The 21874-nt window shown below is 47.1% G+C and carries 26 protein-coding genes; 10 read left to right on the top strand and 16 right to left on the bottom strand.

Features of this window, described 5'->3' with window-relative positions; translation table 11 throughout:
• Nucleotides 1-16: 16 nt before the first annotated feature.
• The 3 genes from ACQ4M5_RS19575 to ACQ4M5_RS19565 all read right to left on the bottom strand — a co-directional run bounded on the left by ACQ4M5_RS19575 (nt 17) and on the right by ACQ4M5_RS19565 (nt 2429).
• Nucleotides 17-967 carry an alpha/beta hydrolase gene (locus ACQ4M5_RS19575; protein WP_430677349.1) on the bottom strand — a complete coding sequence of 317 codons (951 nt, stop codon included), beginning with the start codon at nt 965-967 and terminating at the stop codon, nt 17-19.
• The gene (locus ACQ4M5_RS19570) at nt 968-1909 is read right to left on the bottom strand and encodes a metal ABC transporter solute-binding protein, Zn/Mn family (RefSeq protein ID WP_430677348.1); all 942 of its coding nucleotides are present in this window, start codon (nt 1907-1909) and stop codon (nt 968-970) included. It abuts the gene before it with no gap.
• Between the two features lie 64 nt (nt 1910-1973).
• Nucleotides 1974-2429, bottom strand: coding sequence for a hypothetical protein (locus tag ACQ4M5_RS19565; protein WP_430677347.1), 456 nt, complete (start codon nt 2427-2429; stop codon nt 1974-1976).
• A gap of 154 nt (nt 2430-2583) precedes the next feature.
• On the opposite strand from ACQ4M5_RS19565, the gene cobS reads away from it, so the two are divergent.
• Nucleotides 2584-3306, top strand: coding sequence for an adenosylcobinamide-GDP ribazoletransferase (gene cobS, locus ACQ4M5_RS19560; protein ID WP_430677346.1), 723 nt, complete (start codon nt 2584-2586; stop codon nt 3304-3306).
• On the opposite strand, the gene ACQ4M5_RS19555 is transcribed toward cobS, so the two are convergent.
• The 3 genes from ACQ4M5_RS19555 to ACQ4M5_RS19545 all read right to left on the bottom strand — a co-directional run bounded on the left by ACQ4M5_RS19555 (nt 3280) and on the right by ACQ4M5_RS19545 (nt 5991).
• Nucleotides 3280-4095 carry an ion transporter gene (locus ACQ4M5_RS19555; RefSeq protein WP_430677345.1) on the bottom strand — a complete coding sequence of 272 codons (816 nt, stop codon included), beginning with the start codon at nt 4093-4095 and terminating at the stop codon, nt 3280-3282. The two genes, cobS and ACQ4M5_RS19555, sit on opposite strands and share 27 nt — an antisense overlap.
• A gap of 492 nt (nt 4096-4587) precedes the next feature.
• Nucleotides 4588-5763: a sugar phosphate nucleotidyltransferase gene (locus tag ACQ4M5_RS19550; protein WP_430677344.1), complete on the bottom strand. Its 1176-nt coding sequence runs from the start codon at nt 5761-5763 to the stop codon at nt 4588-4590.
• A gap of 72 nt (nt 5764-5835) precedes the next feature.
• A complete protein-coding gene (locus ACQ4M5_RS19545) occupies nt 5836-5991 on the bottom strand; it encodes a hypothetical protein (RefSeq protein WP_430677343.1) in 156 nt (51 codons plus the stop codon).
• Nucleotides 5992-6411: 420 nt separating this feature from the next.
• On the opposite strand from ACQ4M5_RS19545, the gene ACQ4M5_RS19540 reads away from it, so the two are divergent.
• Nucleotides 6412-7242, top strand: a complete 831-nt coding sequence (locus ACQ4M5_RS19540) for a tetratricopeptide repeat protein (RefSeq protein ID WP_430677342.1) — start codon at nt 6412-6414, stop codon at nt 7240-7242.
• Nucleotides 7243-7306: 64 nt separating this feature from the next.
• Here ACQ4M5_RS19540 and ACQ4M5_RS19535 read toward each other — a convergent pair whose 3' ends face one another.
• Entirely contained in the window at nt 7307-7969 is a 663-nt protein-coding gene (locus tag ACQ4M5_RS19535; RefSeq protein ID WP_430677341.1) for an orange carotenoid protein N-terminal domain-containing protein, read from the bottom strand.
• Between the two features lie 43 nt (nt 7970-8012).
• Here ACQ4M5_RS19535 and ACQ4M5_RS19530 point away from each other — a divergent pair, with 43 nt between their 5' ends.
• The 6 genes from ACQ4M5_RS19530 to ACQ4M5_RS19505 all read left to right on the top strand — a co-directional run bounded on the left by ACQ4M5_RS19530 (nt 8013) and on the right by ACQ4M5_RS19505 (nt 11745).
• A complete protein-coding gene (locus ACQ4M5_RS19530; protein ID WP_430677340.1) occupies nt 8013-8699 on the top strand; it encodes an ATP-dependent Clp protease proteolytic subunit in 687 nt (228 codons plus the stop codon).
• 18 nt (nt 8700-8717) lie between these two features.
• Nucleotides 8718-9347, top strand: coding sequence for an ATP-dependent Clp protease proteolytic subunit (locus ACQ4M5_RS19525; RefSeq protein WP_430677339.1), 630 nt, complete (start codon nt 8718-8720; stop codon nt 9345-9347).
• Nucleotides 9348-9363: 16 nt separating this feature from the next.
• Complete coding sequence (locus tag ACQ4M5_RS19520) at nt 9364-9957, top strand: ATP-dependent Clp protease proteolytic subunit (protein WP_068385955.1); 594 nt, start codon at nt 9364-9366, stop codon at nt 9955-9957.
• A 63-nt stretch (nt 9958-10020) separates the two neighbouring features.
• Entirely contained in the window at nt 10021-10629 is a 609-nt protein-coding gene (locus ACQ4M5_RS19515) for a DnaJ domain-containing protein (protein WP_430677338.1), read from the top strand.
• Nucleotides 10630-10928: 299 nt separating this feature from the next.
• Nucleotides 10929-11372: an ATP-binding protein gene (locus ACQ4M5_RS19510; protein WP_430677337.1), complete on the top strand. Its 444-nt coding sequence runs from the start codon at nt 10929-10931 to the stop codon at nt 11370-11372.
• Nucleotides 11373-11523: 151 nt separating this feature from the next.
• The gene (locus tag ACQ4M5_RS19505; protein WP_430677336.1) at nt 11524-11745 is read left to right on the top strand and encodes a hypothetical protein; all 222 of its coding nucleotides are present in this window, start codon (nt 11524-11526) and stop codon (nt 11743-11745) included.
• On the opposite strand, the gene ACQ4M5_RS19500 is transcribed toward ACQ4M5_RS19505, so the two are convergent.
• The 5 genes from ACQ4M5_RS19500 to ACQ4M5_RS19480 all read right to left on the bottom strand — a co-directional run bounded on the left by ACQ4M5_RS19500 (nt 11735) and on the right by ACQ4M5_RS19480 (nt 16131).
• Nucleotides 11735-12205, bottom strand: a complete 471-nt coding sequence (locus ACQ4M5_RS19500) for a hypothetical protein (RefSeq protein WP_430677335.1) — start codon at nt 12203-12205, stop codon at nt 11735-11737. The genes ACQ4M5_RS19505 and ACQ4M5_RS19500 overlap by 11 nt on opposite strands.
• A gap of 68 nt (nt 12206-12273) precedes the next feature.
• Complete coding sequence (locus ACQ4M5_RS19495) at nt 12274-13356, bottom strand: beta-galactosidase (RefSeq protein ID WP_430677334.1); 1083 nt, start codon at nt 13354-13356, stop codon at nt 12274-12276.
• 255 nt (nt 13357-13611) lie between these two features.
• The gene (gene mreD / locus ACQ4M5_RS19490; RefSeq protein WP_430677333.1) at nt 13612-14172 is read right to left on the bottom strand and encodes a rod shape-determining protein MreD; all 561 of its coding nucleotides are present in this window, start codon (nt 14170-14172) and stop codon (nt 13612-13614) included.
• Nucleotides 14169-15032, bottom strand: coding sequence for a rod shape-determining protein MreC (gene mreC / locus ACQ4M5_RS19485; RefSeq protein WP_430677332.1), 864 nt, complete (start codon nt 15030-15032; stop codon nt 14169-14171). Before mreC ends, mreD begins: the two co-directional genes overlap by 4 nt.
• A 97-nt stretch (nt 15033-15129) precedes the next feature.
• Nucleotides 15130-16131, bottom strand: a complete 1002-nt coding sequence (locus tag ACQ4M5_RS19480) for a rod shape-determining protein (RefSeq protein WP_059000572.1) — start codon at nt 16129-16131, stop codon at nt 15130-15132.
• A 271-nt stretch (nt 16132-16402) separates the two neighbouring features.
• On the opposite strand from ACQ4M5_RS19480, the gene ACQ4M5_RS19475 reads away from it, so the two are divergent.
• Nucleotides 16403-16765: a single-stranded DNA-binding protein gene (locus ACQ4M5_RS19475; RefSeq protein ID WP_430677331.1), complete on the top strand. Its 363-nt coding sequence runs from the start codon at nt 16403-16405 to the stop codon at nt 16763-16765.
• Between the two features lie 201 nt (nt 16766-16966).
• Here the strand turns inward: ACQ4M5_RS19475 and ACQ4M5_RS19470 are convergent, their stop codons facing one another.
• Genes ACQ4M5_RS19470 through hemB form a run of 3 tightly spaced genes read right to left on the bottom strand, consistent with a single transcriptional unit; the run spans nt 16967 to nt 19001 of the window.
• On the bottom strand, nt 16967-17653 hold the full coding sequence (locus ACQ4M5_RS19470; protein WP_430677330.1) for an SAM-dependent methyltransferase: 687 nt from the start codon (nt 17651-17653) through the stop codon (nt 16967-16969).
• Nucleotides 17654-17660: 7 nt separating this feature from the next.
• Nucleotides 17661-17993, bottom strand: a complete 333-nt coding sequence (locus ACQ4M5_RS19465) for a hypothetical protein (RefSeq protein ID WP_430677329.1) — start codon at nt 17991-17993, stop codon at nt 17661-17663.
• Nucleotides 17994-17996: 3 nt separating this feature from the next.
• Nucleotides 17997-19001 carry a porphobilinogen synthase gene (gene hemB / locus ACQ4M5_RS19460; RefSeq protein ID WP_430677328.1) on the bottom strand — a complete coding sequence of 335 codons (1005 nt, stop codon included), beginning with the start codon at nt 18999-19001 and terminating at the stop codon, nt 17997-17999.
• Between the two features lie 86 nt (nt 19002-19087).
• Here hemB and ACQ4M5_RS19455 point away from each other — a divergent pair, with 86 nt between their 5' ends.
• Entirely contained in the window at nt 19088-19225 is a 138-nt protein-coding gene (locus ACQ4M5_RS19455; protein ID WP_430677327.1) for a hypothetical protein, read from the top strand.
• Nucleotides 19226-19333: 108 nt separating this feature from the next.
• Here ACQ4M5_RS19455 and ACQ4M5_RS19450 read toward each other — a convergent pair whose 3' ends face one another.
• A complete protein-coding gene (locus ACQ4M5_RS19450; RefSeq protein ID WP_430677325.1) occupies nt 19334-21859 on the bottom strand; it encodes a TonB-dependent receptor in 2526 nt (841 codons plus the stop codon).
• Nucleotides 21860-21874: the final 15 nt, after the last annotated feature.

Below are 21874 nucleotides of genomic sequence, written 5' to 3'. Positions count from 1 at the left end.
GAGTTGAAGCGATCGTTCAGAGGGCGGGGCTTCGAGTCGATTGCGCTCTTGCACCCCCTCTGTTGCAATGGCTCCAATCATCGCAATTGATAAATTTAACTATTTGTTGATGCAATTTCTGTCCGCCTTGTTGCAGCATATTCTCGTGAGTTGCTTCCTCAATTACATACAATTCTTTTCTCGTAGTTGCTGCTTCAAAAAGCTGATTCGCATTGTTTAAAGGAATATATCGATCGTCATTTCCATGAACAATCAAAACAGGAGCGCGAACATTGCGAATGGCATTAATCGGAGATGTATCTTGTACTCTGAACTGTGCAACTTGTTCTGCTTCTTGAATGGCGCGATTTCTCCAAACTCCTGGAAGCCAAGGAACTTGCGCTCGAATTGTTTCTCCTAAATCGGCAAAAGCAGCGATCGAGACTACTCTTTTAACTCGTGGATCTTTTGCTGCGGCTGAGATAGCAACGGCTCCTCCTGCTGAGATTCCAATCAAGGTAACATCGGTGGCTGAACTATCTTGTCTTGCTTCTAAAGAATCTAATAGGGCTGAAACTTCCTGCCATTCGTGATATCCAAAAGTGAAATATTCTCCGCCACTCTTGCCGTGTCCTCTCAGATCAATCATGGCTAAGTTGAATCCAGATTGCAGAAATGGAAGCCCGAATTCGAGTGTGTCTTGGCGAGTTCCACCTCTGGTATGAAGGAGAATAATTGTTCGTTTTGTAGTAGGTTTTGCAGAGATAAACCAGCCAGAAATATTGATGCGATCGCGAGTTGTAAACGTGATGGATTCCGCTTTGGCATCATATTGATTCAGAATCGAAGGCTGTTCGATCACAGGCTTCTTGTAATGACTAATCAGGGCGTAGGGAAGCCATCGATCGACAGCCCCGATCGCAAGAAGCAAGATACCAATGCTTAAAGCGATCGATCTTCGATTCTTATGGATTTTTTTACTTATCATTTACTGTGTTTGAAATGGGGTTATTTTGCCGCCCAACGCATTTACGATCGTGGTTGTATTGGCGACCATCATCTTGATATAGGTTTCCCCAGGACTACCCGGCGCGCCGATCGAATCCGAATACAATTGCTGTGGTGCCAACTTCACGCCTGCTTCCTGAGCGACAGTTTGAATCAATGCTGGATTGATAGTGGTTTCTGCAAAAATAGCCGGAACTTTTGATGCCTTAATTGATTGCACTAATTTCTGTACCGTTTGGGCACTGGGTTGCTCTTCGGTACTGATGCCGATTAACGTTCCCGCGATCGACAATCCGTAAGCATTGCCATAGTATTGAAAAGCATCATGTGTCGTAACTAAGCGACGATTTTGAGCAGGAATCGTTTGGATTTGCTGTCTAATCCAACTATCTAAGCGATTGAGATCGGCAATTAAGCGATCGGCATTCTGTGTTAGTTTCTCTCGATCGTTGGGCACGAGTTTGATTAGTTCATCTCGAATCGCGGCTGTCATTTTTGCCACATTTTGCACATTGCCCCAAACGTGCGGATCAGGGACTTTTTGCCCCTGTTCCTCAAGCTGAAGCGGTGGAATGACTTCTCCGATCGCAACTTGTCGCGCATTAGCTCCCGCTGCTTTCATCAATCGAATCAGTCCTGGCTCTAAGTTGTAGCCGTTGTACAAAATTAAGTTTGCTCGCTCCATTGCAGCCGTATCTGCTGGAACTGGCTCGTAAGTATGCGGATCGGCTCCGGGTTTGAGAATTCCTGTGATTTGAACCGAATCACCCGCGATCGTCGTTGCAAGATCCGTCAAGATTGTATTGGTCGAAACGACTTGTGGTTTTTGGTTGGTCGCTTGCTCTTGTCCAGTACAACTATGCAGCCAAAGCGCGATCGCACTTCCGAATAAAACTTGCCCGAATCTCCGTCGATCGAACATTTCCCGCTCCTAATATTTCTCAGCGAGATCAATCTACAGCGAAATGGGTAGAATCTCGATCGCTCTAAAGCGAGAAATTTTCCTCATCGTCGATCTGAACATCTAAGCTGGCGGATAAGACTTCTGCGACCATTGCTTCGAGTTCTGCGGCATTGATTCCGCGCTCGGCTTGGTCTTGGAGCGGATTGGTTAAAGGAATGAGTCGGAGTTGTCGATCGTCTTGGATCAGATCAAATCGCGAACCTTCTTCGGTTTTACTGAGTTGAAGATAATCAAAGCTGCACACGTTAAGATAAAGCGCATGGTTTGCGACCATTGTTGCTCGGTGTGGATCAGCAATCACTTCGAGAATACAGCCTTCTCCTTCACTGGTCGTTCTGCCATCGTGCGTGTGAATGTATCTCACTCGATTTAGGTCAGTCAACACACGCTGCATATCTTGTTTGTCGATGATTGTGCCATCGTCGATGATACAAGGGGCGGGGATTCGAGTGTGGCGGGAGAAAGAATCGTGACTCATGGCACAAACAAAAAAAAGGGGTGACGGAAGCTCAATTAGAAAAGAATTTCTAACTCAAGTTGGATGCTTCCTATCGCAATTATGGCTGCAAATCGGGAATGCGATCCGGACGAACGATATAAGAAGTTTACGTTATGTAAATTGATTTAGCGCAATGATTATTCAAGCTTGGAATCAATGTCTTGCAGCACTTACGTTTTACACCTGTTTGCCGATTCCAACTTCAAAAAATTTAGAGTTTCGCGGGATCGCTCGGCTTGCTCCCTTCGTCGGTTTCGCGATCGGTGGCTTAGTTGGCGCGATCGATCTGGGTCTTACTTATGTCGGAATGCCTATCTTGACCCGAAGCGCGATCGATGTAGCGATTTGGCTAGGGATTACAGGCGGTTTGCATTTAGATGGTGCGATGGACACAGCCGACGGGTTAGCGGTTATGAATCCCGATCGACGTTTGGAAGTCATGGCAGATAGCGCGACCGGAGCATTTGGAGCAATGGCAGCAGTGATCATTCTGCTCTTGAAAACAGTCGCTCTGAGTGAAATTGGACAGAATCGCTGGTGGATTTTGATCGGGGTTGCAGGATGGGGACGCTGGGGGCAACTGGTCGCGATCGCGAAATATCCTTATCTCAAAGCCACCGGAAAAGGCGCGTTTCATAAAGAATCTATTCGATCGGTTTGGGAAGCTTTGCCAACTTTGATCCTGTTATTGGGATTGAGTTGGTTTGTTCATCCGCTGATGATGATGGGAAGCGCGATCACGGTTTTAATCGGGGCTTGGTTGAATTGGAAATTAGGTGGACAGACTGGAGATACTTATGGCGCGATCGTGGAATGGACAGAAGCGCTCTTACTCTGTTTGCTGACTACGATTTAGACAGTTTCCGCAATTTTTACAATAGTAAGCATCTGAATCGTGAAACGCTAAACCACAATTTGAACAAACGATTTGAACTTGCTCGGTAGTTTTGACTAATCGTTTAATTAAATCTCCGAGTTGCCAAGGGATTAATACAATTCCAGTTAAGACCATTAGAATTGTGAGAAATCTTCCCATTTCTGAAATTGGCGTAATGTCTCCGAGTCCGGCAGTAGAGATTGTAGAAACTGAGAAGTAAACAGCATCTAGGAACGTTCCAAACTTTGGATTAACAGAATGTTCGACTTGGTAAATTAGACCAGAAAACACGAAAATAATCGAGAAGACAGTGAAAAGAATTCGGGTGAAAATTGCGCTATCTTCGCTACTGACATATCCAAAAATCGTTTTACCTTGGATAAATCTGATTAATCTTAGAATTCTGAACCAGCGAAAAATTCTGAGATAACCTGCATTTGTTCCAATTAGGAAAGGCGCGATCGACAATAAATCAATAATCGAATATAAGCTGAAAACAAATTGTAGTTTTTGTTCAACGCACCAAACTCTGAGAATATATTCAATTACGAAAATCGCGAGAATAACGTTCTCGATCGTATCTAAAATCTCTCGAATTTCAATCGGAATCTTATAAGTTTCTGCGATAAAGATTCCAGAAGAAACAAGAACCAATCCTGTGATAAAAAGATTGATTCCCTTTCCAATTGGCGTATCAATATCTTCAAGATAGAACGCAACTTTTTCGCGCAGTGGCAACATACAAAAAAAATGCTGGATCTGAGACATTTTGCCTCAAAATCCAGCGTTTTGTACAAACATGGAGATTTCAATCTTAGAGGGTGTTTGAGAAGTAGCCGTTCGGACACATTCACTCGCGCCGGACTAGAAGTCGGCGCTAACGGTGCGAAGTCCAGTAAACGGGACTCAAGACTCTGAAATCGGCTCCCAGTCCCCTTCAGTGGACTTCGTTCTGTTAGCCCCGAATTCCACTGAAGGGGCGAGAGGACATCGTAGCGAAATGACTTTCTATACTTTTCAAACATGCTCTTAGAGGGTGTTTGAAAAGTAATCGTTTATCGCATTCACCCGCCCGGAAATGAATCTCCGGGCTAATCGCGGGAAGCCCACTAAACTGGGCTAAGAACTTCGTATGACTCTCTTAGCCCGCTTCAGCGGGGTTTCTTCCATTAGCCCGGAGATTTATTTCCGGGCGGACTCGCAACGCAGCAAAGCCGCTTCTTATACTTCTCAAACACCCTCTTAGGTTGCCACTTTTGTTTAGGTTGCCACTTTCGTATCGATATTCAACAATTCCGCGATCGCTTGATGTTCTGCTGCCGGATGGGACGGAACCTCATGCCGCGTATCCGTAATCAACCAATCCAAAGACGCGGCTTGAACGTCGATCGTCGCTCCCGTCTTATCCACGCAATAGCGACCAAACACTAATTTATCGACCAGTCGCACACCCGGACCCAAGCGCGACCATTCAAAAATCACACTGTTATCGACCGTTGCACCACTGCAAATCCAGCAATTGTGACCAATCATCGCAGGTCCAACAATCTTCGCTCCATCCTCGATACAGGTCATGCTGCCGATATAAACCGGACCTTGAATATCGACTTTATCCCAGTTCACCGACACATTCAGCCCGGTGTAAATGCCCGGTTTCACTTCACGACCCGGAATCGGCACGTTTTTAATCTCACCATTTAGGACACCGCGAACTGCTTGCCAGTAATCGGGTACTTTCCCAATGTCCACCCATTCAAAGTCCATTGGCAAACCATAGAACGGCGCACCCATTTCCACCAGTTTCGGAAACAGTTGACCACCGATATCAAACTCAACACCCGACGGAACATAATCGAGAACTTCAGGCTCAAAGATGTAAATCCCAGTATTGATATTCGTGCTTAAGGCTTCTTCGACAGACGGTTTTTCCTGAAACGTCTTAATTCTGCCGTCTTCGTCCGTCACCACAACGCCATAGCTCGACACTTCAGAGCGATCGACGGTCTTCATAATCACCGTCGCGATCGATCCCTTCTCTTTGTGCCACTTCACCGCAGCGGTTAGATCCAAATCAATCAGTGCATCACCACACAGCACCACAAACGTATCATCGAAAAACGGCGAAAAATCCTGAATCCGCTTCATGCCGCCCGCCGATCCGACCGCTTCACCGACGAGATCACCATCCACGATCCGCCCTTCAAACGAATAGCCAATCTGGACTCCGAACCGTTGCCCATCTTTGAAATAGCTTTCGATCTCATTTGCCAAGTGGCTGACATTGACCATGATCTCGTCAAAGCCGTGTTGACGCAACAACTCCAGCAAAAACTCCATCACAGGCTTTTGCAGGATCGGAATCATCGGCTTGGGAATCGTATACGTGATCGGTCGAACTCGTGTACCTTTCCCTGCCGCCAGAATCATGGCTTTCATAAATCGTTTCTCTCCAACCCTACGCCATCAGTTTTCAGACGATCGCTCAATAAACTGGACGATTTCAGAAAATCAATCCACTGCACCCTGAAGCGCGATCGAGAACTTCAGAAGTTTTTTCGATAATGTCAACCCTAACGTACCCAGCTTCATCTTGGATTCATCTGAAAGTCCAGTTTCTTCAAAATGCAATGAAAGCACGATCGGGATGGCAAAACCCTCTTGCATTATCGCTGAAAGGCTCCGTGTTCCATCAGTACGGATGCTTCTGTCCTGTGGTTTTCCCGCAAACAAGATTGGTTTGATACTGAGATGGGAACCTTGGGACGATCGCGCATTCGGCACAAAGCTCGAAGTTTCAGTATTTCTACAGATTAGCGATCCGAAAGATACCTGTTCGTATTTACACGGGAAGGGAACTTTAAGATTGTGCGAAGTAGATACGAAGTTTCCGCAAAGCTGTGGAAACACAAGAACGATCGCTTTCCCTGTGGTGTCTTAGTTTCAAGTGTTTTGGTCAAGTGAGAAAACTTCTCGTTTCAGAAATGGAATCAGCCGCAGGTGTAGGAAAGACTAACGCCTACAATCCAATGCGAGTTCACTTTTGCATTTGGCGAATCCAAGATCTGACCGTGGACGTATTAAGTTATGGCACTTGGACAGAAAACATCTGATGAGCGAGTCGGTAATTTAGTTCATAGACATGGTGAGGATGGTATGAACGCTCGGACTTTTTTAGACGGCAACAAATCGAGACAAGGTAAACCAAATTTGGGTGGCATTCCTGGGGCGGGTCGCCGTCGCTCTCCGAAAGTCGATCGCGCTTCCAAGCTATCTCGACCTCAAACCGTTTGGCTTGATCCAGTGGCTCAAGATCGCTTACTGCGTCAACAGTCTCTAGCCGATGCCAAACAAGGTCAATATTTGGAAGCGATCGCAGGTTTAACGATTTTGATCGATCGTAATCCCGAAAATGCAACCGACTACAACAATCGCGGTTTAGTGCATTACCAATGCGGACATTTAGAAGCCGCGATCGAGGACTATAACGCCGCGATTCGCCTGAATCCGAAACTCGCAAGTGCTTACAACAATCGCGCCAATTATTACGCGGCTCAAGGGCAATTGATGGAAGCGATCGACGATTACGAAATGGCGATCGACCTTGATCCGACGAATATTCGCGCTTGGTTGAATCAAGGGATTACGCTTCGCGATTTAGAGATGTACGACGAAGCGATCGAGAATTTTGAACACGCCTTGCAGATCAAAGAATTGCTGTCTCCGACTTTGGATGACAATTCCACGTTAGAGGCTCATATTTACGCAGCACGAGGCAGAGCGCATCATTTAGCAGGCGATTGGAATTATGCGATCGCAGATTACCGTCGCGCCTTGGATCGAACCTCGGAATCGGATGTATCGGTCAAGAGAATGCGATCGCAAGTCACGCGCTGGATGCAAGAATTGACCAACTAAACAGTCCTAATAATTTTGCCCCTAAGCCTCTGAAGTTAGAAGCTTAGGGGCTTTTAGATGAAAACTACAATCCAGTTTCAGGATCAATCACGCCTTCCTGAGTTGGATCAACACCCATCGGCGCTACGTAATCTCTAAAGAACGTAATCTGCTGCTCGAATTCCATTTGTTTCACTCGATCGAGCAATCCTTGCGCCTCTTCTTCCAATTCGTACCCTGCTGGCATCGGAATGATTGTCTGATTATCCATTCCTTGCGCCAACAAATACCAGACGAGCAATTTCGTGGTGTCGCTCAATGCGCCATATTCACGAGTCAGTTGCGTATTTCGACGCGCAACCAAATCTCGCTGCACATTCAATTGTTCTTCGTGCGGCAGTTCTTTGATTTGATTGAAAATTCCTTCAGCGATCGCGGGCGACACGGTACTTGCTCCCGGAGCCGCAGGCGTGATCGAACTTCCCATTTCTCTATAAATAAACCAGAACAAAGCCAGTTGAGTATCTACATCTAACTGCTGAAACGCTTGCACTAAATCGTTAGCCGTATTTGAAGTTGTATAAGTCATAAAGGCAATTACCATTCGACTCCCAAACCGTATCAAAAGAGTCTTTTTCGATCGACTTGCTAGAGAAAGACGATCGATCCCCGCTTTAGATAGAGGTATGCCTGGTGTGCAAACCGTAATAGACGCGGCTGAAATATTCCCCGTTCCACGCGCTACCATGAGTAAACCGCCACTTATAGGCAATTTGTTTCAGGCAACTGCTATGGAATCACCGATTAAAGCTGTTCAGTCCTCGACTTATTATGGCGATGCGTCCTATCGCACGCCCCCACCTGATTTGGCATCGTTGATGCTGAAAGAGCGCATCGTTTATCTTGGCGGACCGCTGCACTCGATCGATGAATATCGCAGAAACCCCAACCAAGATTACACTCGCTTGATCATTGCACAGTTGCTATACTTGCAATTCGATGATCCCGAAAAGCCAATCTTTTTCTACATCAATTCCACCGGAACCTCTTGGGAAGGGGAAACGATCGGGTTTGAAACCGAAGCGTTTGCGGTGTGCGATACGCTGAGTTACATCAAGCCTCCGGTGCATACAATCTGTATCGGTCAAGCTGTAGGAACAGCAGCGATGATTCTCTCAGCAGGAACAAAAGGCTTCCGGGCAAGCTTGCCTCATGCGACGATCGTATTAAATCAGCCGAAATCCGGTACACGCGGACAAGCGACCGATATTCAAATCCGGGCAAAAGAAGTCTTAGAAAACCGTGCCGCGATTCTTGACATTCTTTCTAAGAACACCGGACAAACGATCGAGAAAATTGTCAAAGACACCGATCGCACGTTCTACATGACACCGCAAGAAGCGAAAGAATACGGGTTAATCGATCGTGTTCTCGAAAGTACGAAGCAACTCCCGAAACCTGTTGCTGCTTTAACCTAATTCACCCCTTACCGCCTTATGCAAGTTCCTTACCGTATTCCCGGTAGCCAATCCGTGCAGTGGGTCGATATCTACACCCGCATGGCATTTGAGCGGATTGTATTTCTCGATGGCGAAATTGATGACAATACCGCGAATGGGATCGTCGCCCTCTTGCTGTATCTCAATTCAGAAGATGCGACCAAGCCAATTTACGTGTACATCAATTCTTATGGTGAACGGATGGGCGGCGGCGTGTCTTCGTTAGCGGCAAGCATGGCGATCTACGACACGATGCAGTACATCAAAGCTCCGGTTCATACGATTTGTATGGGTGTGGCGGCGAGTAGTGCTGTGTTGCTGTTGTCTTCGGGAACGAAGGGATCGCGCTTGAGTTTGCCAAATGCGGAGCTGGTTCTGTCCCCGCAGTACGGTCGATCGAGAGGTCAAGCAACCGATATTCAAGTCGATGCCCAGAAAGTCATCGCCGATCGTCATACGTTCCTAGAAATCCTGTCGTTTAATACGGGACACAGCATCGAGAAATTAGCGAAAGACCTCGATCGACGGTTTTATCTGACCGCTGAAGAAGCGAAAGAATATGGACTCATCGATCGGGTTCTCACCAGCACCAAAGAGCTACCGAAACAACTTCCCGCCCTCGTTTAACTAAGAGTTTTGTCTTATGCCAATTGGAACTCCGAAAGTCCCGTATCGTTTACCGGGTAGCTCGTATGAGCAATGGATCGATATCTATCAGCGTCTCAGCCTAGAGCGCATCATCTTCTTAAGCCAAGATGTCGATGACAATATCGCGAATCAGATTGTCGCAATCATGCTCTATCTCGATTCTGAAGATCCGACCAAGCCGATTCAGTTGTATATCAATTCTCCCGGTGGCTCGGTCACTGCGGGAATGGCGATCTACGACACGATGCAGCACATCAAATCTGAAGTAATCACGATTTGCGTCGGGCTTGCAGCTTCGATGGGAGCATTCCTCCTCGCGGCTGGCAGCAAAGGAAAGCGCGTTGCACTTCCTCACTCTCGAATCATGATTCACCAGCCGTTGGGTGGAACTGGACGACAACAAGCAACCGACATCGAAATCGAAGCTCGCGAGATCATTCGGATGCGTCATCAGTTGAATGGAATGCTGTCAGACCGCACTGGACAGCCGCTTGAGAAGATCGAAAAAGATACCGATCGAGATTACTTCATGTCTGCCGCTGAAGCGAAAGAGTATGGATTGATCGATCGTGTAATCGAAACTGTCTAATCGTCACACCAATTTCAGAAAGAAGTGGCAGAATGCAATAAGTTCTGCCCTTTTTTTGTATCTATGAACATCGCTGATTCTTACCGCTTGTTAGGGCTAAGGACAGGAGCAACCCACGAGGATATTAAAGCCGCATATCGGAAACTGGCGCGTCAACTGCATCCCGACGTGAATCCGGGTGACGATCGCGCAAAAGATCGCTTCATTCGCATCACTGAAGCGTATCACTTTCTCTTGGGGATCGTTCCTGCTGAACCGGAACAAGCACCAGAATCACAAAAGCCAGAAGAACCCAAATCGGCAGAACCGCCAAAAGTCAAGATCAAAGTGACTCACGCGCCCGAAGCTCCGGAGCTTTCTTTGGTCGATCGACATCTTTTGCAGGCTTCTTACGAGCAATTACAAGATTTATTCAAACTCAAACGATTTCCTCGTGCTGTTGCTCTCGTGGAAGGATTAGCCCAACGCTTTCCCGATCATCCGGATGTGCGTCAATGGCAAGCAATTACTTATCATCGTTGGGGACAACATTTGATCGCGGAGCGGGATTATGAAAAAGCGCGATCGTATCTGAAAAAGGCTCTCCGCACTGATCCCCACAATCGACGACTCTGGGCAGAGGTCGAACAGGATTTTCGCAAGCTGGAAGAAAAAATCTATCGACGACGCTGATTGGGTTTCAGGTGGAAATTAGGTGGATCAGCGATCGACTTTTGGTATACGATGGAGGTATGGGGCTACAGAGAGGGACATACCTCTGCGTAGTTTTGACGACTTTTTGACTCTCTTATAACAAGGTTGCTTAATTCTTTAAGTCCGGGATTGACAGTAAAGCTGAATAATAACTCTACGGCTTTTCAGCCGATGCCAATCTGCTCTTATTAGCAGTAACCAAGTGTTCCCAGGTGCAATTGCTAAATGATCTGTATGTTGATCCATTTGAAAGCAACGGGGTTTTCTGAGTGATTGCGATGTCTCCTCGTCCAGTTGGACGCAATTGGAATACGGTCAGCTTTCCATCAACGCTGTATCTCATTCCGATTCTTGACCTTCTTCTATCGAAAGTTCCCAGTCGCTGGAAAGCAGAAGTTCGATTGGGATTACAGGAAGCTCTCGTCAATGCCGCTAAACACGGAAATTGCCTCGATCCTGGCAAAAAAGTTTTAATTCAATTCTCAATGGTCGCCGATGAGTATTGGTGGATCATATCAGATCAAGGACCTGGATTCGATGTTCCAGTTTGTTGCTGCCAAGAAGAGATAGAAGCGCATCTTCCTTGTGATGAAGGTGAATCTGGACGAGGATTGTACATTTTGTACCAAGTATTTGATCAGGTTGAATGGAATCGCGACGGGACAGAACTCAGGCTGTGTAAGCAAGTTCGCAATCCTGCTCGATTGCCATTAGTAGTTTAGTACTACTTTTCTCTCACGTCAATCTTTATCGTTGAAATTATTGCTCTCGTTTTTTATCGGGGATCATGCGTTGCGAGATCTGGAACGAAACCGCATCATTGCGGCAAAATTTTGTTATCTTGGCAGAGCAGATTGCCCGTAGTCCTGAAGAATGAAAACAAAACGGTTAGAGTTATTTCTGTTAGCTGGTTGCTCGTGTTTGATTACGCTGTTGGCACAACCGATCGCGAGTGCGATTGCCTATGGCAACAGCGTAGCTCCCGCATCTCCGCCAACCTTGCCCAATCTCCAAGCACCAAAACCCGCAGTTGGAGCATTTTGTTCGATTAAATCTAAGTCAGAATATTTGCAGACTGATCGCACTAACGGCTAGGTTTGAAGCGTTCAACCGCTTCAAGAATTAAGCAGGAAACTAGCCCCGTTACGAGAATCCAAGCACCATGAGTGAGATGTCCTTGCCAGAGGAACAGAACGGCAAATACACCGATCCCGCTCATGGTGATGAGAAAGAGCGATCGTATCGTTTTTCGCTTCTTTCTCCACCCAATCAACGCAAGACTTTCCAGCATTGCATAAACGATCAAGCTGATCAGACTAAGCAATCCTCCCAGGTATAGGAAGAGTCCGGGGAGTTTTGTGGGAATTGCGATCGCTTGAAAAATTACACCCGGCAAGAATATCAACATTATAGACAGGATGTTCAGATAGTGGATTGTGCCAAAGGTTTGATCCTGGACGATTGGAGTAAAAAAGCCGATCGCTAACAGCGTTAGATTAATCAGTCGCCAGATTGTTCTAACTGTAGAAGAGTGGCGAGGAGCGGGTTTGCTCATGAACACGGGCACAAGAAAAACTTACTGTTTCAGGATAACCACTGCCATGAGCAACTGCCTTTAGAAACTTAAGATTCGAGCAGTTGACGCATTCCAAGCCACCACTGCTCACGTCCTTGTCTGCGATGCCAGTACCAATATTCACAACCCCACAACAGGACAGGATCAAAGCCGATTTCTTGAACTCGATCGACAAGACTCAATGCCTGAAGGGGTGATGAACTCGGATACTCAGACTGTGCGACCGGGACTAATTCATTGTGCTCCCAAGGTTCCGCTTGTGCTTCTGCGATCCAGCCTTCTTTCCCCCAGCGTTTGAGTTCCGATCGCCAAGCTTTGAGCTTTTTCCAATACTGCGGATGTGCTTCTAAATAGTTCGAGCCATGTGGCACTTTCGTATAGACATTGAATCCGATCGCATCTGCTAACCAAAGACTTGCTCTGAAGGCTTGACTGTCTTCCTGTCCTTGTCCATCTGGAAGTGTGATTGCATTCGTCAGAAGAATCTTTTGATCCGATCGAGCATGAGATCGAACGAGTTTTACTTCTTGTTTCACGAATGATTCACTGAGCGATCGACCATGCGTAATTTCCAGCGTTGTAAAAGGTTCGTTCTCAACTTGCCAGTATTTGATTGCTGGAGCGGTTTTGGTATGACTGACAACTCGATCAAGCATTTTTAACGTTAAATCTGCGATCGCTGGATCTCGATCCATGACTCGCGCCGTTTTCGTATCATATTTCGATCGCATCCAGTCGGGGAAATGAAACTCTGGATAGCGTGGCACTTTCATCCCGACCGCTAAGGTGACTTCGATCCCACGTCGATCGCTTTCTTCGAGCAACCAATCGATCGTGCTGAAATCGAACTGATTCGGTCTCGGTTGAAGTTCATGCCAATAGGCGCAAAGTCGTAAACGCTCAAAGCCTAGATCGCAAATTTCCCGAAATGCAGTGCGATAATCCAGCCCAAGATACCAGCACTGTAACTGGCTGAACGTTGTGCCGAGTTGCGATCGCTTAGGAGAAATCAGATTGGGCAAAGTAATGCTTGCTCCTGCACTGGTTGCCATCAGATTGAGAAAGCCGAAAGTCGAAAGTGTTGTGAACTGTCTGCGAGTTAGATTTCGGGAAGCTCGATGAGATTTCATGGATCGAAAGTATGATAACGAACTCAGCACTACACCCGAATGGTTTTGAAAAATATTGCAATGATTTCGGGATCGCTTCCGTTAACGCGAAGAAAGAAGGAATGCGATCGCGATTGGTCACAAGAATATTTTGCCAAAGAAAACTCAGGAGAAGCAAGTATATTATGATACTTGGTCTAAAAAATGGACTAAGTTTTTAAACACTAAAAAGCAGAGAGATTTTGTCCCTCTGCCTCTCGATCGATCCTTAAAAATCTAGGTCTGCTCTGAGACTGCCATAGTTTCCCACCAGCGATTCAGTGGAAAGTAAACGACAGGTGCCCACAAGCTGCTCAGAATCGCAGAACTCAGCGCCACGAATTGGTGATGCGTCCAAATTTCAGAAAGAGAGCGATCGCCAATAAAACTGAACTGAAGTGCTGTCACCGTTTCCGAAATCACTGCCATCAAAAAGACAATCAGCGCAACAGAAATAAAATCTTCTTGGATATATTTCTGCTTCTGTAATCTTGCTGTCAGCGCACCGACGACCATCAAGCTGAGTGCATGAGTCGGTTCTGGCGAAGTCATCCCATCCTGTAACAAGCCCAAAATAAAGCCTACCATTGCACTTTGCCAAACTACTCGCTTCACGCTCCAAGCCACGACCCAGATCAATAGCCAGTTTGGACTAATTCCAGCCAGTTCCATTCCAGGTAATCGCAGCGGCAATAGAACCAAACACAGCCATATAGAAGCAACTGTGACCGCGCCGTTGAGAATCGGACGGGCGATCGGATAGGTATCGACAAAGTTTTCGATCGCACGAAGAGTCATGGAGTCACACTCGGTGAAGCGTCTGGAGCAGGCGAGGCATCAGGAGACACAGAAGCATCCGGTGAAGGAGCAACCGATGGAGAAGGCTTTGGAGTGGCAGCGGGGAGTGGTTCTGCTAAAGCGGGCGAATGCGGATAAATAATTGCCCATTCGAGATAACTGATTGGAGCCGTTAGCTCGATCGTGGCTTCAGGAGCAGGGCTTTTGGTCAAATCGACCGATTCCACTCGTCCGATCGGAATTCCGGCTGGATACAATTGGCTGAACGAAGAAGTCGTCACGATGTCATCTTTACGGACATCAGGAACTTTTTCAAAAAATTCCATCACAGCGCGATTTCCAGTCTTACCGCGTAGATAACCCATGAATCGGCTGCGGCTAATTGCTACTCCCACTCGGCTCGATGGATCACTGAGCAAGAGAACGCGGCTAGTACTAGGAGTCGTTTGAGTCACACGACCGACTAACCCCCCTGGACTCATCACAACTGCGCCTTCTTGGACTCCATTATTTGAGCCGCGTCCGAGTGTGACCTGCTGCCACCAATGATCCGCACTGCGACCAATCACAGGCGCGGGAATGCCCTCGACTTTCTTCGATCGAGCAAGTCCCAACAATTCTTCTAGTTTCTGGTTCTTGCTCTCTAGTTCGATTAATCGCTGGCGCAGTTCCGTATTCTGAATATTCGCCAACTGGTCTGGAGTCAGCGTTTTCGCCTGAAATGGACGAGTGAGCCACTGGTAAGTTTCCATCACAAACCCGGCTTGAGTTTGACGAACCAAAAGAGCCGTCCCCAATCCCAGGGTGGCTAGAGTAAATGGAATTCCAAATCGATCCCACCAGCGGCGCAATTCGTACATTCAGCGTTCTCAGGCAATAGACGGCATTGTTAATCCAGTCTCACGAGTGCAAGACTATGTATAGCTTCCACGCTCAGTTGCGCCCAATCAGGACAATTTAGCGAGGGGGACGAGTGCTGAACACACGCTCCAATTGCTTGAAGTTTTCTAACACACGACCTGTCCCTAGCACAACACAACTCAGCGGATCGGCGGCAACATGGACGACAATTCCCGTTTCATGGCTGATCAGCGTGTCGATTCCCTTGAGAAGAGCGCCCCCGCCTGCCAGCATAATTCCTCGATCGATAATATCCGCAGCAAGCTCCGGGGGAGTCCGCTCTAAAGTTCGCTTCACCGCATCGACAATGACCGACAACGGCTCTGACATACTTTCACGAATCTCCGGTCCTTTAATCGTCACGGTTCGCGGTAGTCCCGATAACAGGTGCAATCCGCGCACTTCCATCACATCCTCATCGGCAGCACTCGGATAAGCAGAACCGATTTGAATTTTGATTTCTTCAGCGGTTCTTTCCCCGATCACCAGGTTGTGAACTTTTTTCATGTACTGCACGATCGCATCGCTCAATTCATCGCCTGCGACTCGAACCGATTCACTTAAAACCGTTCCTTGCAAACTCAGAACCGCGACTTCGGTTGTACCGCCACCGATATCGATGATCATGTTTCCGGTTGGTTCTGCCACGGGTAAGCCAGCTCCGATCGCAGCCGCAACAGGTTCATCGATCAAGTACACCTCTCGCGCTCCCGCTTGCGATGCCGCTTCCATGACTGCCCGACGTTCTACACCGGTCACGCCGCTAGGAATGCCAATCACTATGCGAGGAGAAACCAGAGCTTTTCCTTCATGAACGCGCTGAATAAAGTGTTTCAGCATGAGTTCTGCGGTGTCGAAATCAGCAATGACTCCATCGCGCAGAGGACGGAGCGCAACGACGTTGCCGGGAGTCCGTCCCAACATTCGTTTGGCATCCTCACCGACAGCTAGGGGAACTTTTTCCGCCTGGTCGATCGCGACCACCGAGGGTTCAGATAGAACAATACCTTTACCGGATACGTAGACCAGGGTGTTAGCGGTACCGAGATCGATACCCATGTCCCGTGAAAGGGAGAAGCGATTGAAAAAACCCACTAGATTCTTGCCTCTTAAACTGCTTAAACTGCAATGAGTACGCTGAAGATTGCAATGCCACGCAAAGACCTTGATCGATAGTGGATCTTATTACAGTTTCGATGCCGAGTCTAGAGCGATCGAGAAGTTTCAAGCGGAGAAATACGGATTCAGCGCTGAGTTTAATTTTGATCTCCGATTTTACGGATAGATCGATTAATATGGAGGCGATCGACAAATTAAGTACAGGTGAACTATGAGCTTGAATGTGGTAACGCTCGTGGGACGAGTGGGTGGTGAACCCGATGTGAAATTTTTTGAATCGGGCAGCGTGAAATGCCGCTTGACGCTGGCAGTCAATCGACAAACCAAAAATAGTGATCAGCCCGATTGGTTTAATCTCGAACTCTGGGGTAAGCAGGCAGAGGTAGCATCGAATTATGTTCGCAAAGGCAGCTTGATCGGAGTCAAGGGAGCGCTGAAGTTCGATACCTGGACAGATAAGAATTCGGGTGCACCTCGATCGTCGCCTGTGATTTTAGTCGATCGACTTCAGCTTCTCGGCTCGAAGCGCGACAACGAGGGCGGTGATGCTCCAGCTTACGAAGAGGATTTCTAGAGCATGAGAATGCCCTTGTGAGTGAAATTCGCTGCTTGTTAAGAGGATGTTTGGAAAGAGACGTTCCTTGCTTTTCAAACATCCTTTTAGCGCTTTAGTGAATTTTGAGACGAGACAACACTGCCTCGACTGGGAAACTACACCCGCTTGATTTTCAAATGCCGAACTCGAAGTTACGATACACGAATGAACGATCGCGGGTCAAGCAACTTGAGTAAGCCACACCCCATACATCAGTGAGCGAAAGATTAGATGAGGAACAGCAAACCCTGCTTTTTGCAAATAATCCGCGATCGTCCACTCAGAAACCAACGAAATCTCTTTGCCAAATTTTTCCACGATAGTATCAAATGCGATCTCTGGCATACCTGACGATATTCCTTGCTGCCGCCAAATGGGTTCGAGAATTTGGAATTCCTCTGAAGCAACTTCGCCAAATAAATCTGCGGTCACAAGCGATGCTTTCGGTTTCAGCCGATGTGCGATTTGATGAAAGAATTCGATTCGCTTTGATTCATCCACAAGATGTTGCGAAACCAAGATCGAAGTTGCCCCATCGAAACGTTCATCGGACGTAAGCGACTCTAAAAAACCAGCATGAAAAGTAACACGATCGCGCATTCCTACTTGATCAATTCGACTTTGGCAAGCTGTCATCATTGCTTCAGCAGGTTCAACTGCAACAAACTGCCAAGTAGGATTTTTTGCACCAAGGGTCAGTAACTCTGTTCCTGTTCCTGAACCGATAACTAGAATTTTGGCATCATTTGGCAAGCGAGAGAGAAACACAGCCGCAGTAATGCGATGAATCGCTTCGTATCCAGGGAGTCCTGCTCTTGCCATCTCATCATACTGCTTTGCCCATTGTTCATCGTAGAGTTGTATCATCGCTTCCTCAAGATTCATCAGGAAAGAAAAAGTCTGCTGCCTCTTCAGACGGAGGCGATTGATTCTGATAGTAAAGTTCTAGCTCTCCTGAACTGATTGCCTGCTGCGTCGGATCACGAAAGAAAGCTTGCACTTTCAGATATCGCCGCAATCCTTCAGCACTCGCATCTAAATGAGTTGCATCTTTGAAGTCTTCAGGAAAGGTATTACTAATTTTTAGCCAAGCTTCTTGCAAGATCTGCTCAATTTCTGGAGTCGGCGCGATCTCCATCGCATTCTCCAGTTGCTCAAGAATATCGATCGCTCTTAGTAATCGCGCTATCAGTTCCGAATCTGCCATACGCTACCGCAACATCAATGCAACTTCTTTCGCAAAGTAGGTCAAAATTAAATCTGCTCCTGCTCGTTTAATACTTAATAGCGTTTCTAGAATCACTTTTTTCTCATCAATCCAGCCCTGTTGTCCCGCCGCTTTGATCATTGCATATTCGCCACTCACGTTGTAGGCAGCTACAGGAAGGTTTGTACATTCTCGCACCCGATGAATGATATCCAGATACGCCAGTGCAGGTTTGACCATGACAATATCTGCACCTTCTGCAATATCCAGCGCCACCTCTTTCAAGGCTTCTTGAGCATTTGCGGCATCCATTTGATAGGTCTTTTTATCGCCAAATTTAGGAGCCGAATCGAGCGCATCCCGAAACGGACCATAGTAAGCAGACGCATACTTCGCAGAATAAGCCAAAATGCTCACATCAATGAATCCACGCTCATCTAGTGCTCTGCGAATGGCTCCCACTCGTCCATCCATCATGTCCGACGGAGCAACCATATCCGCGCCTGCTTCAGCTTGTGCGATCGCTTGCTTCACCAACACTGCAACCGTCTCATCATTCAGAATCTTGCCATTCCTAACAATGCCATCGTGTCCTTGATCACTGTATGGATCAAGCGCAATATCAGTAATCGCAACAATCTCAGGAGTCTGCTGTTTGATCGCCCGAACAGTGCGAGGAATCAGACCTTCTGGATTGTAGCTTTCGGTTCCAGCATTATCCTTCTGAGCATCGGGAATCAGAGGAAAGAGAGCAATTGCCCCAATTCCTAGCTCAAACACCTCAGCCACTTCTTTAAGCAGCAAATCTAGCGAGTATCGGTAGCATCCGGGCATCGAATCAACTTCAACCTTCTGCCCTTTGCCTTCCATCACGAACAGAGGATAGATCAAATCTTCGACTCGAAGTTGAGTTTCCTGTACCATTCCACGCAGTGTTGCAGTCCGACGCAACCGACGCGGACGCTGGGTGAGATGCAACCTTTGTTCTGAAGATTCAATATTAGACATTGATGGCTTGATAGAACGACAACAATATCATTATGAGACATTATGCAAAAAATAATGATAATCATTCTCTAAATTTTCGCGTCGCTATGCTGTCAGAAATTAATCTGGCGATCGTGGGTGCTGGGATGCAAACTCTAACGCTTGTGGCGCACCTATTACAGAAGCGTCAAAAAATGTACGATCGCTTTGTCGTATTTGCTCCAACCGGCAAATGGATACAGTAATAGAATCGTTGAGCAGTTAGAACAACAGCGGCGGCAGTCTGATACGTTTCAGTTGTACTATCACACCCTCGAACTATTTGGCATTTGCTATCTTTAGTGTAAGTCACCTTACCAAGTAAATTGATAGCGTACACTGATCGATCGTCCCCGCCCTGCAAGATATTGCACATCGCTGGTTTGCAGTTGAGAAACAACCGGAAAATAGTCGGTGTTGAATAGATTCTCGATCGCGACTTGTAAGGTTCCGCTGCCGATTTTCACACTAGTCAGAAAATCAACCGTTAGATAGTCATTCACGGCTTGGCGACCAAATGCAGAACTGTTATTGAAGCGATCGCGGCTGCCAGAATAAAGTAATTGCAATCGATTTCGCCAACCTGGAAGGGTTTCATTCTCAACATAAGCGGTTAGCTTCAGCGGCGGAATCCGAAAGCCATCAAGGAAGTTCTCGTAATCCCCATCGTTGTTTGCATCAATCCTTCCCTCAACTAAGCTAGCAGTCAGCCCCAAATTCCAGGTCTTGCTAGGCTGTACATCTAACGTTGCTTCTACGCCATAAATTTGCTCAGGCGCACGAATAATATCGACGAAGCTAGCAGCAAAGGTTGTCCCCAAATCAGAAGTATTGTAGAAACCGGAAATTGAAGCTTGAACATTCTGCCATTCACCGCGTAAGCCAATTTCATAGTTGTTCACCTTTTGCGGTTCGGGTCGAACTTGCTCAAACTGGAAATTGTTCGGCGCGGCTCTCAACACTCGTCCAATATCTGCTAGCGAAAAGCCTTGGGAAAAGCTAGCAAATGCACTCAGTTGCGATGTGATTTTGTAAACGGCTCCAGCATTGAACAATGTTTCGTCGTAGTTCACTTTTCCACCTGTGACCGTGTTGTTTGCGATCGTCACAAAGTCATCAACACTGACCGAAGCTCGCTCATGTCGAATTCCACCGCGTAGAATTAAGCGATCGCTAAATCTCGCTTCGAGTTGTCCAAACAAGCCGAGATTGTTGATCGTTAGGGGCGGAGTCCAAGTACGATCGCCTAATTTGCGAAATGCTAACCCGCGACTGGCATTAAATGCAACCGGATCAAAGAAAGAGACAGGTTGTTCAGAGTTTTCATTCGTAAAGTCCAAGCCCCAGAGTAAGTTGACCGCTCCATTCCTGGTTAGGGGTGTTTCCACATCGAAGCGCGTCCCGAACTTTTGCGAATCTACTCGCGACTGAAAGATTAAACGTCCTAAACTAGCAGTATTGCGAGCATCGAAGGGAAAAAATCGGGCTAATACATTTCGGTAGTAAACTTGCCCTCGCACTCGGCTTCCAAAGACATTCTGATTCGTGTATTCGAGGTTGAACACTGAATTTTCAGTCCCAGGTAAATCATCAAGTTCCAAACCTTCCAATACTCGCGCCCGTTGCCGCCCTGGAAGCAGATTCACGATCGGATCACTGGTAAATTCTGGATCTTGACTGTCATCAAAGCGATTAGCAGAAAAAACAAGCTGCTGATTTGCATCAGGTCGATACACCAATTTGCCGAATAGATTGATTGCTTCTGCATTTGAGAGTCCGCCTTGTCCAGTCGGATCAAGTGCAATACGATTGCCCCGCGCATCAAAGAAACTACCAATATTCGCAAATGAAACACTGAAGACGTAACCTAACTTGTCTTCTGTGCCAGAAAAGGTCTGCTGCAATGTTTGACCCCAAGCATCATCGGAACCTGTAAGAGACGTATTCACGCCGATTTCTGTGGTCGCTGTGAGGCGATTGTTAACAGGAGTGCGCGTGATAATATTCACCACTCCGCCAGTTGCACCATCACCATAGATTGCAGTAGGTCCGCGCAAAACTTCGACTCGCTCGATCGCACTTGGATCAATGGTTCTCAAATCGCGAAAGACGTTCGGAGTGGTCGATTGCGGAACTCCGTCAATTAAAACCGTAACATTCCGTCCACGCAGAGTTTGACCGAAAAGATTGTTCCGCTCATTCGGAGCAGCCAGTCCAGGGACTAACTTACTCAGCGCATCTGATAGGTCACGAGAGATCGCGAATTGTTGCTGTAGCTGCTCTCGATTCAAAACGGTGATAGATTGCGGAACATCTTGCCTCGATTCTTGAGTTCGAGTTGCTGTGACTACCACTTCTTCTTCAGCGATCGCGGTCGTGACAGCTAAGATAAGCCCGGTTTGGCTTGTTGTGATCTCTGCGAATGGAGGTTCATTCGTTCCGACAATTCTGACCTGAACACGATCGGGTGCGATCGCTTGTACAATCACTGACTGAATCCCACTGGCTGGATTGCTGGCTTGGAATGATTCTCCTTGAGGAAGTGCAAGTGTTGCTGCAAATTCAGCCGTCAGAGTCGTTTCTCCTTCGGTTAGCGTCGGTTGTGACAGTGTTTGATTGTTGGCAGTCTCTAAAATGACGTTCACCCCATCACGGGCGGGCACGAGTCGAACATTCGTGATCTGGGCAAGTTGCGGCGCTTGAGTCAGTAGCTCGGATGCTCTAGCAGGTTGTTGAAACTCTCGAAGATACTGAATTGTCGGCAACTCGGCTAGGGCAACGGGTTGCCACACTGATCCTGCGATCGCGGCACTGACATAAATCCAAAACTGACGAATCATCTCTCACACCATCCA

Source organism: Leptolyngbya sp. AN10, assembly GCF_050565645.1.
Taxonomy (GTDB): Bacteria; Cyanobacteriota; Cyanobacteriia; order Leptolyngbyales; family Leptolyngbyaceae; genus Leptolyngbya.
Note: the sequence above shows the minus strand (reverse complement) of the source record. Positions and strands in the feature narration are given on the sequence as shown.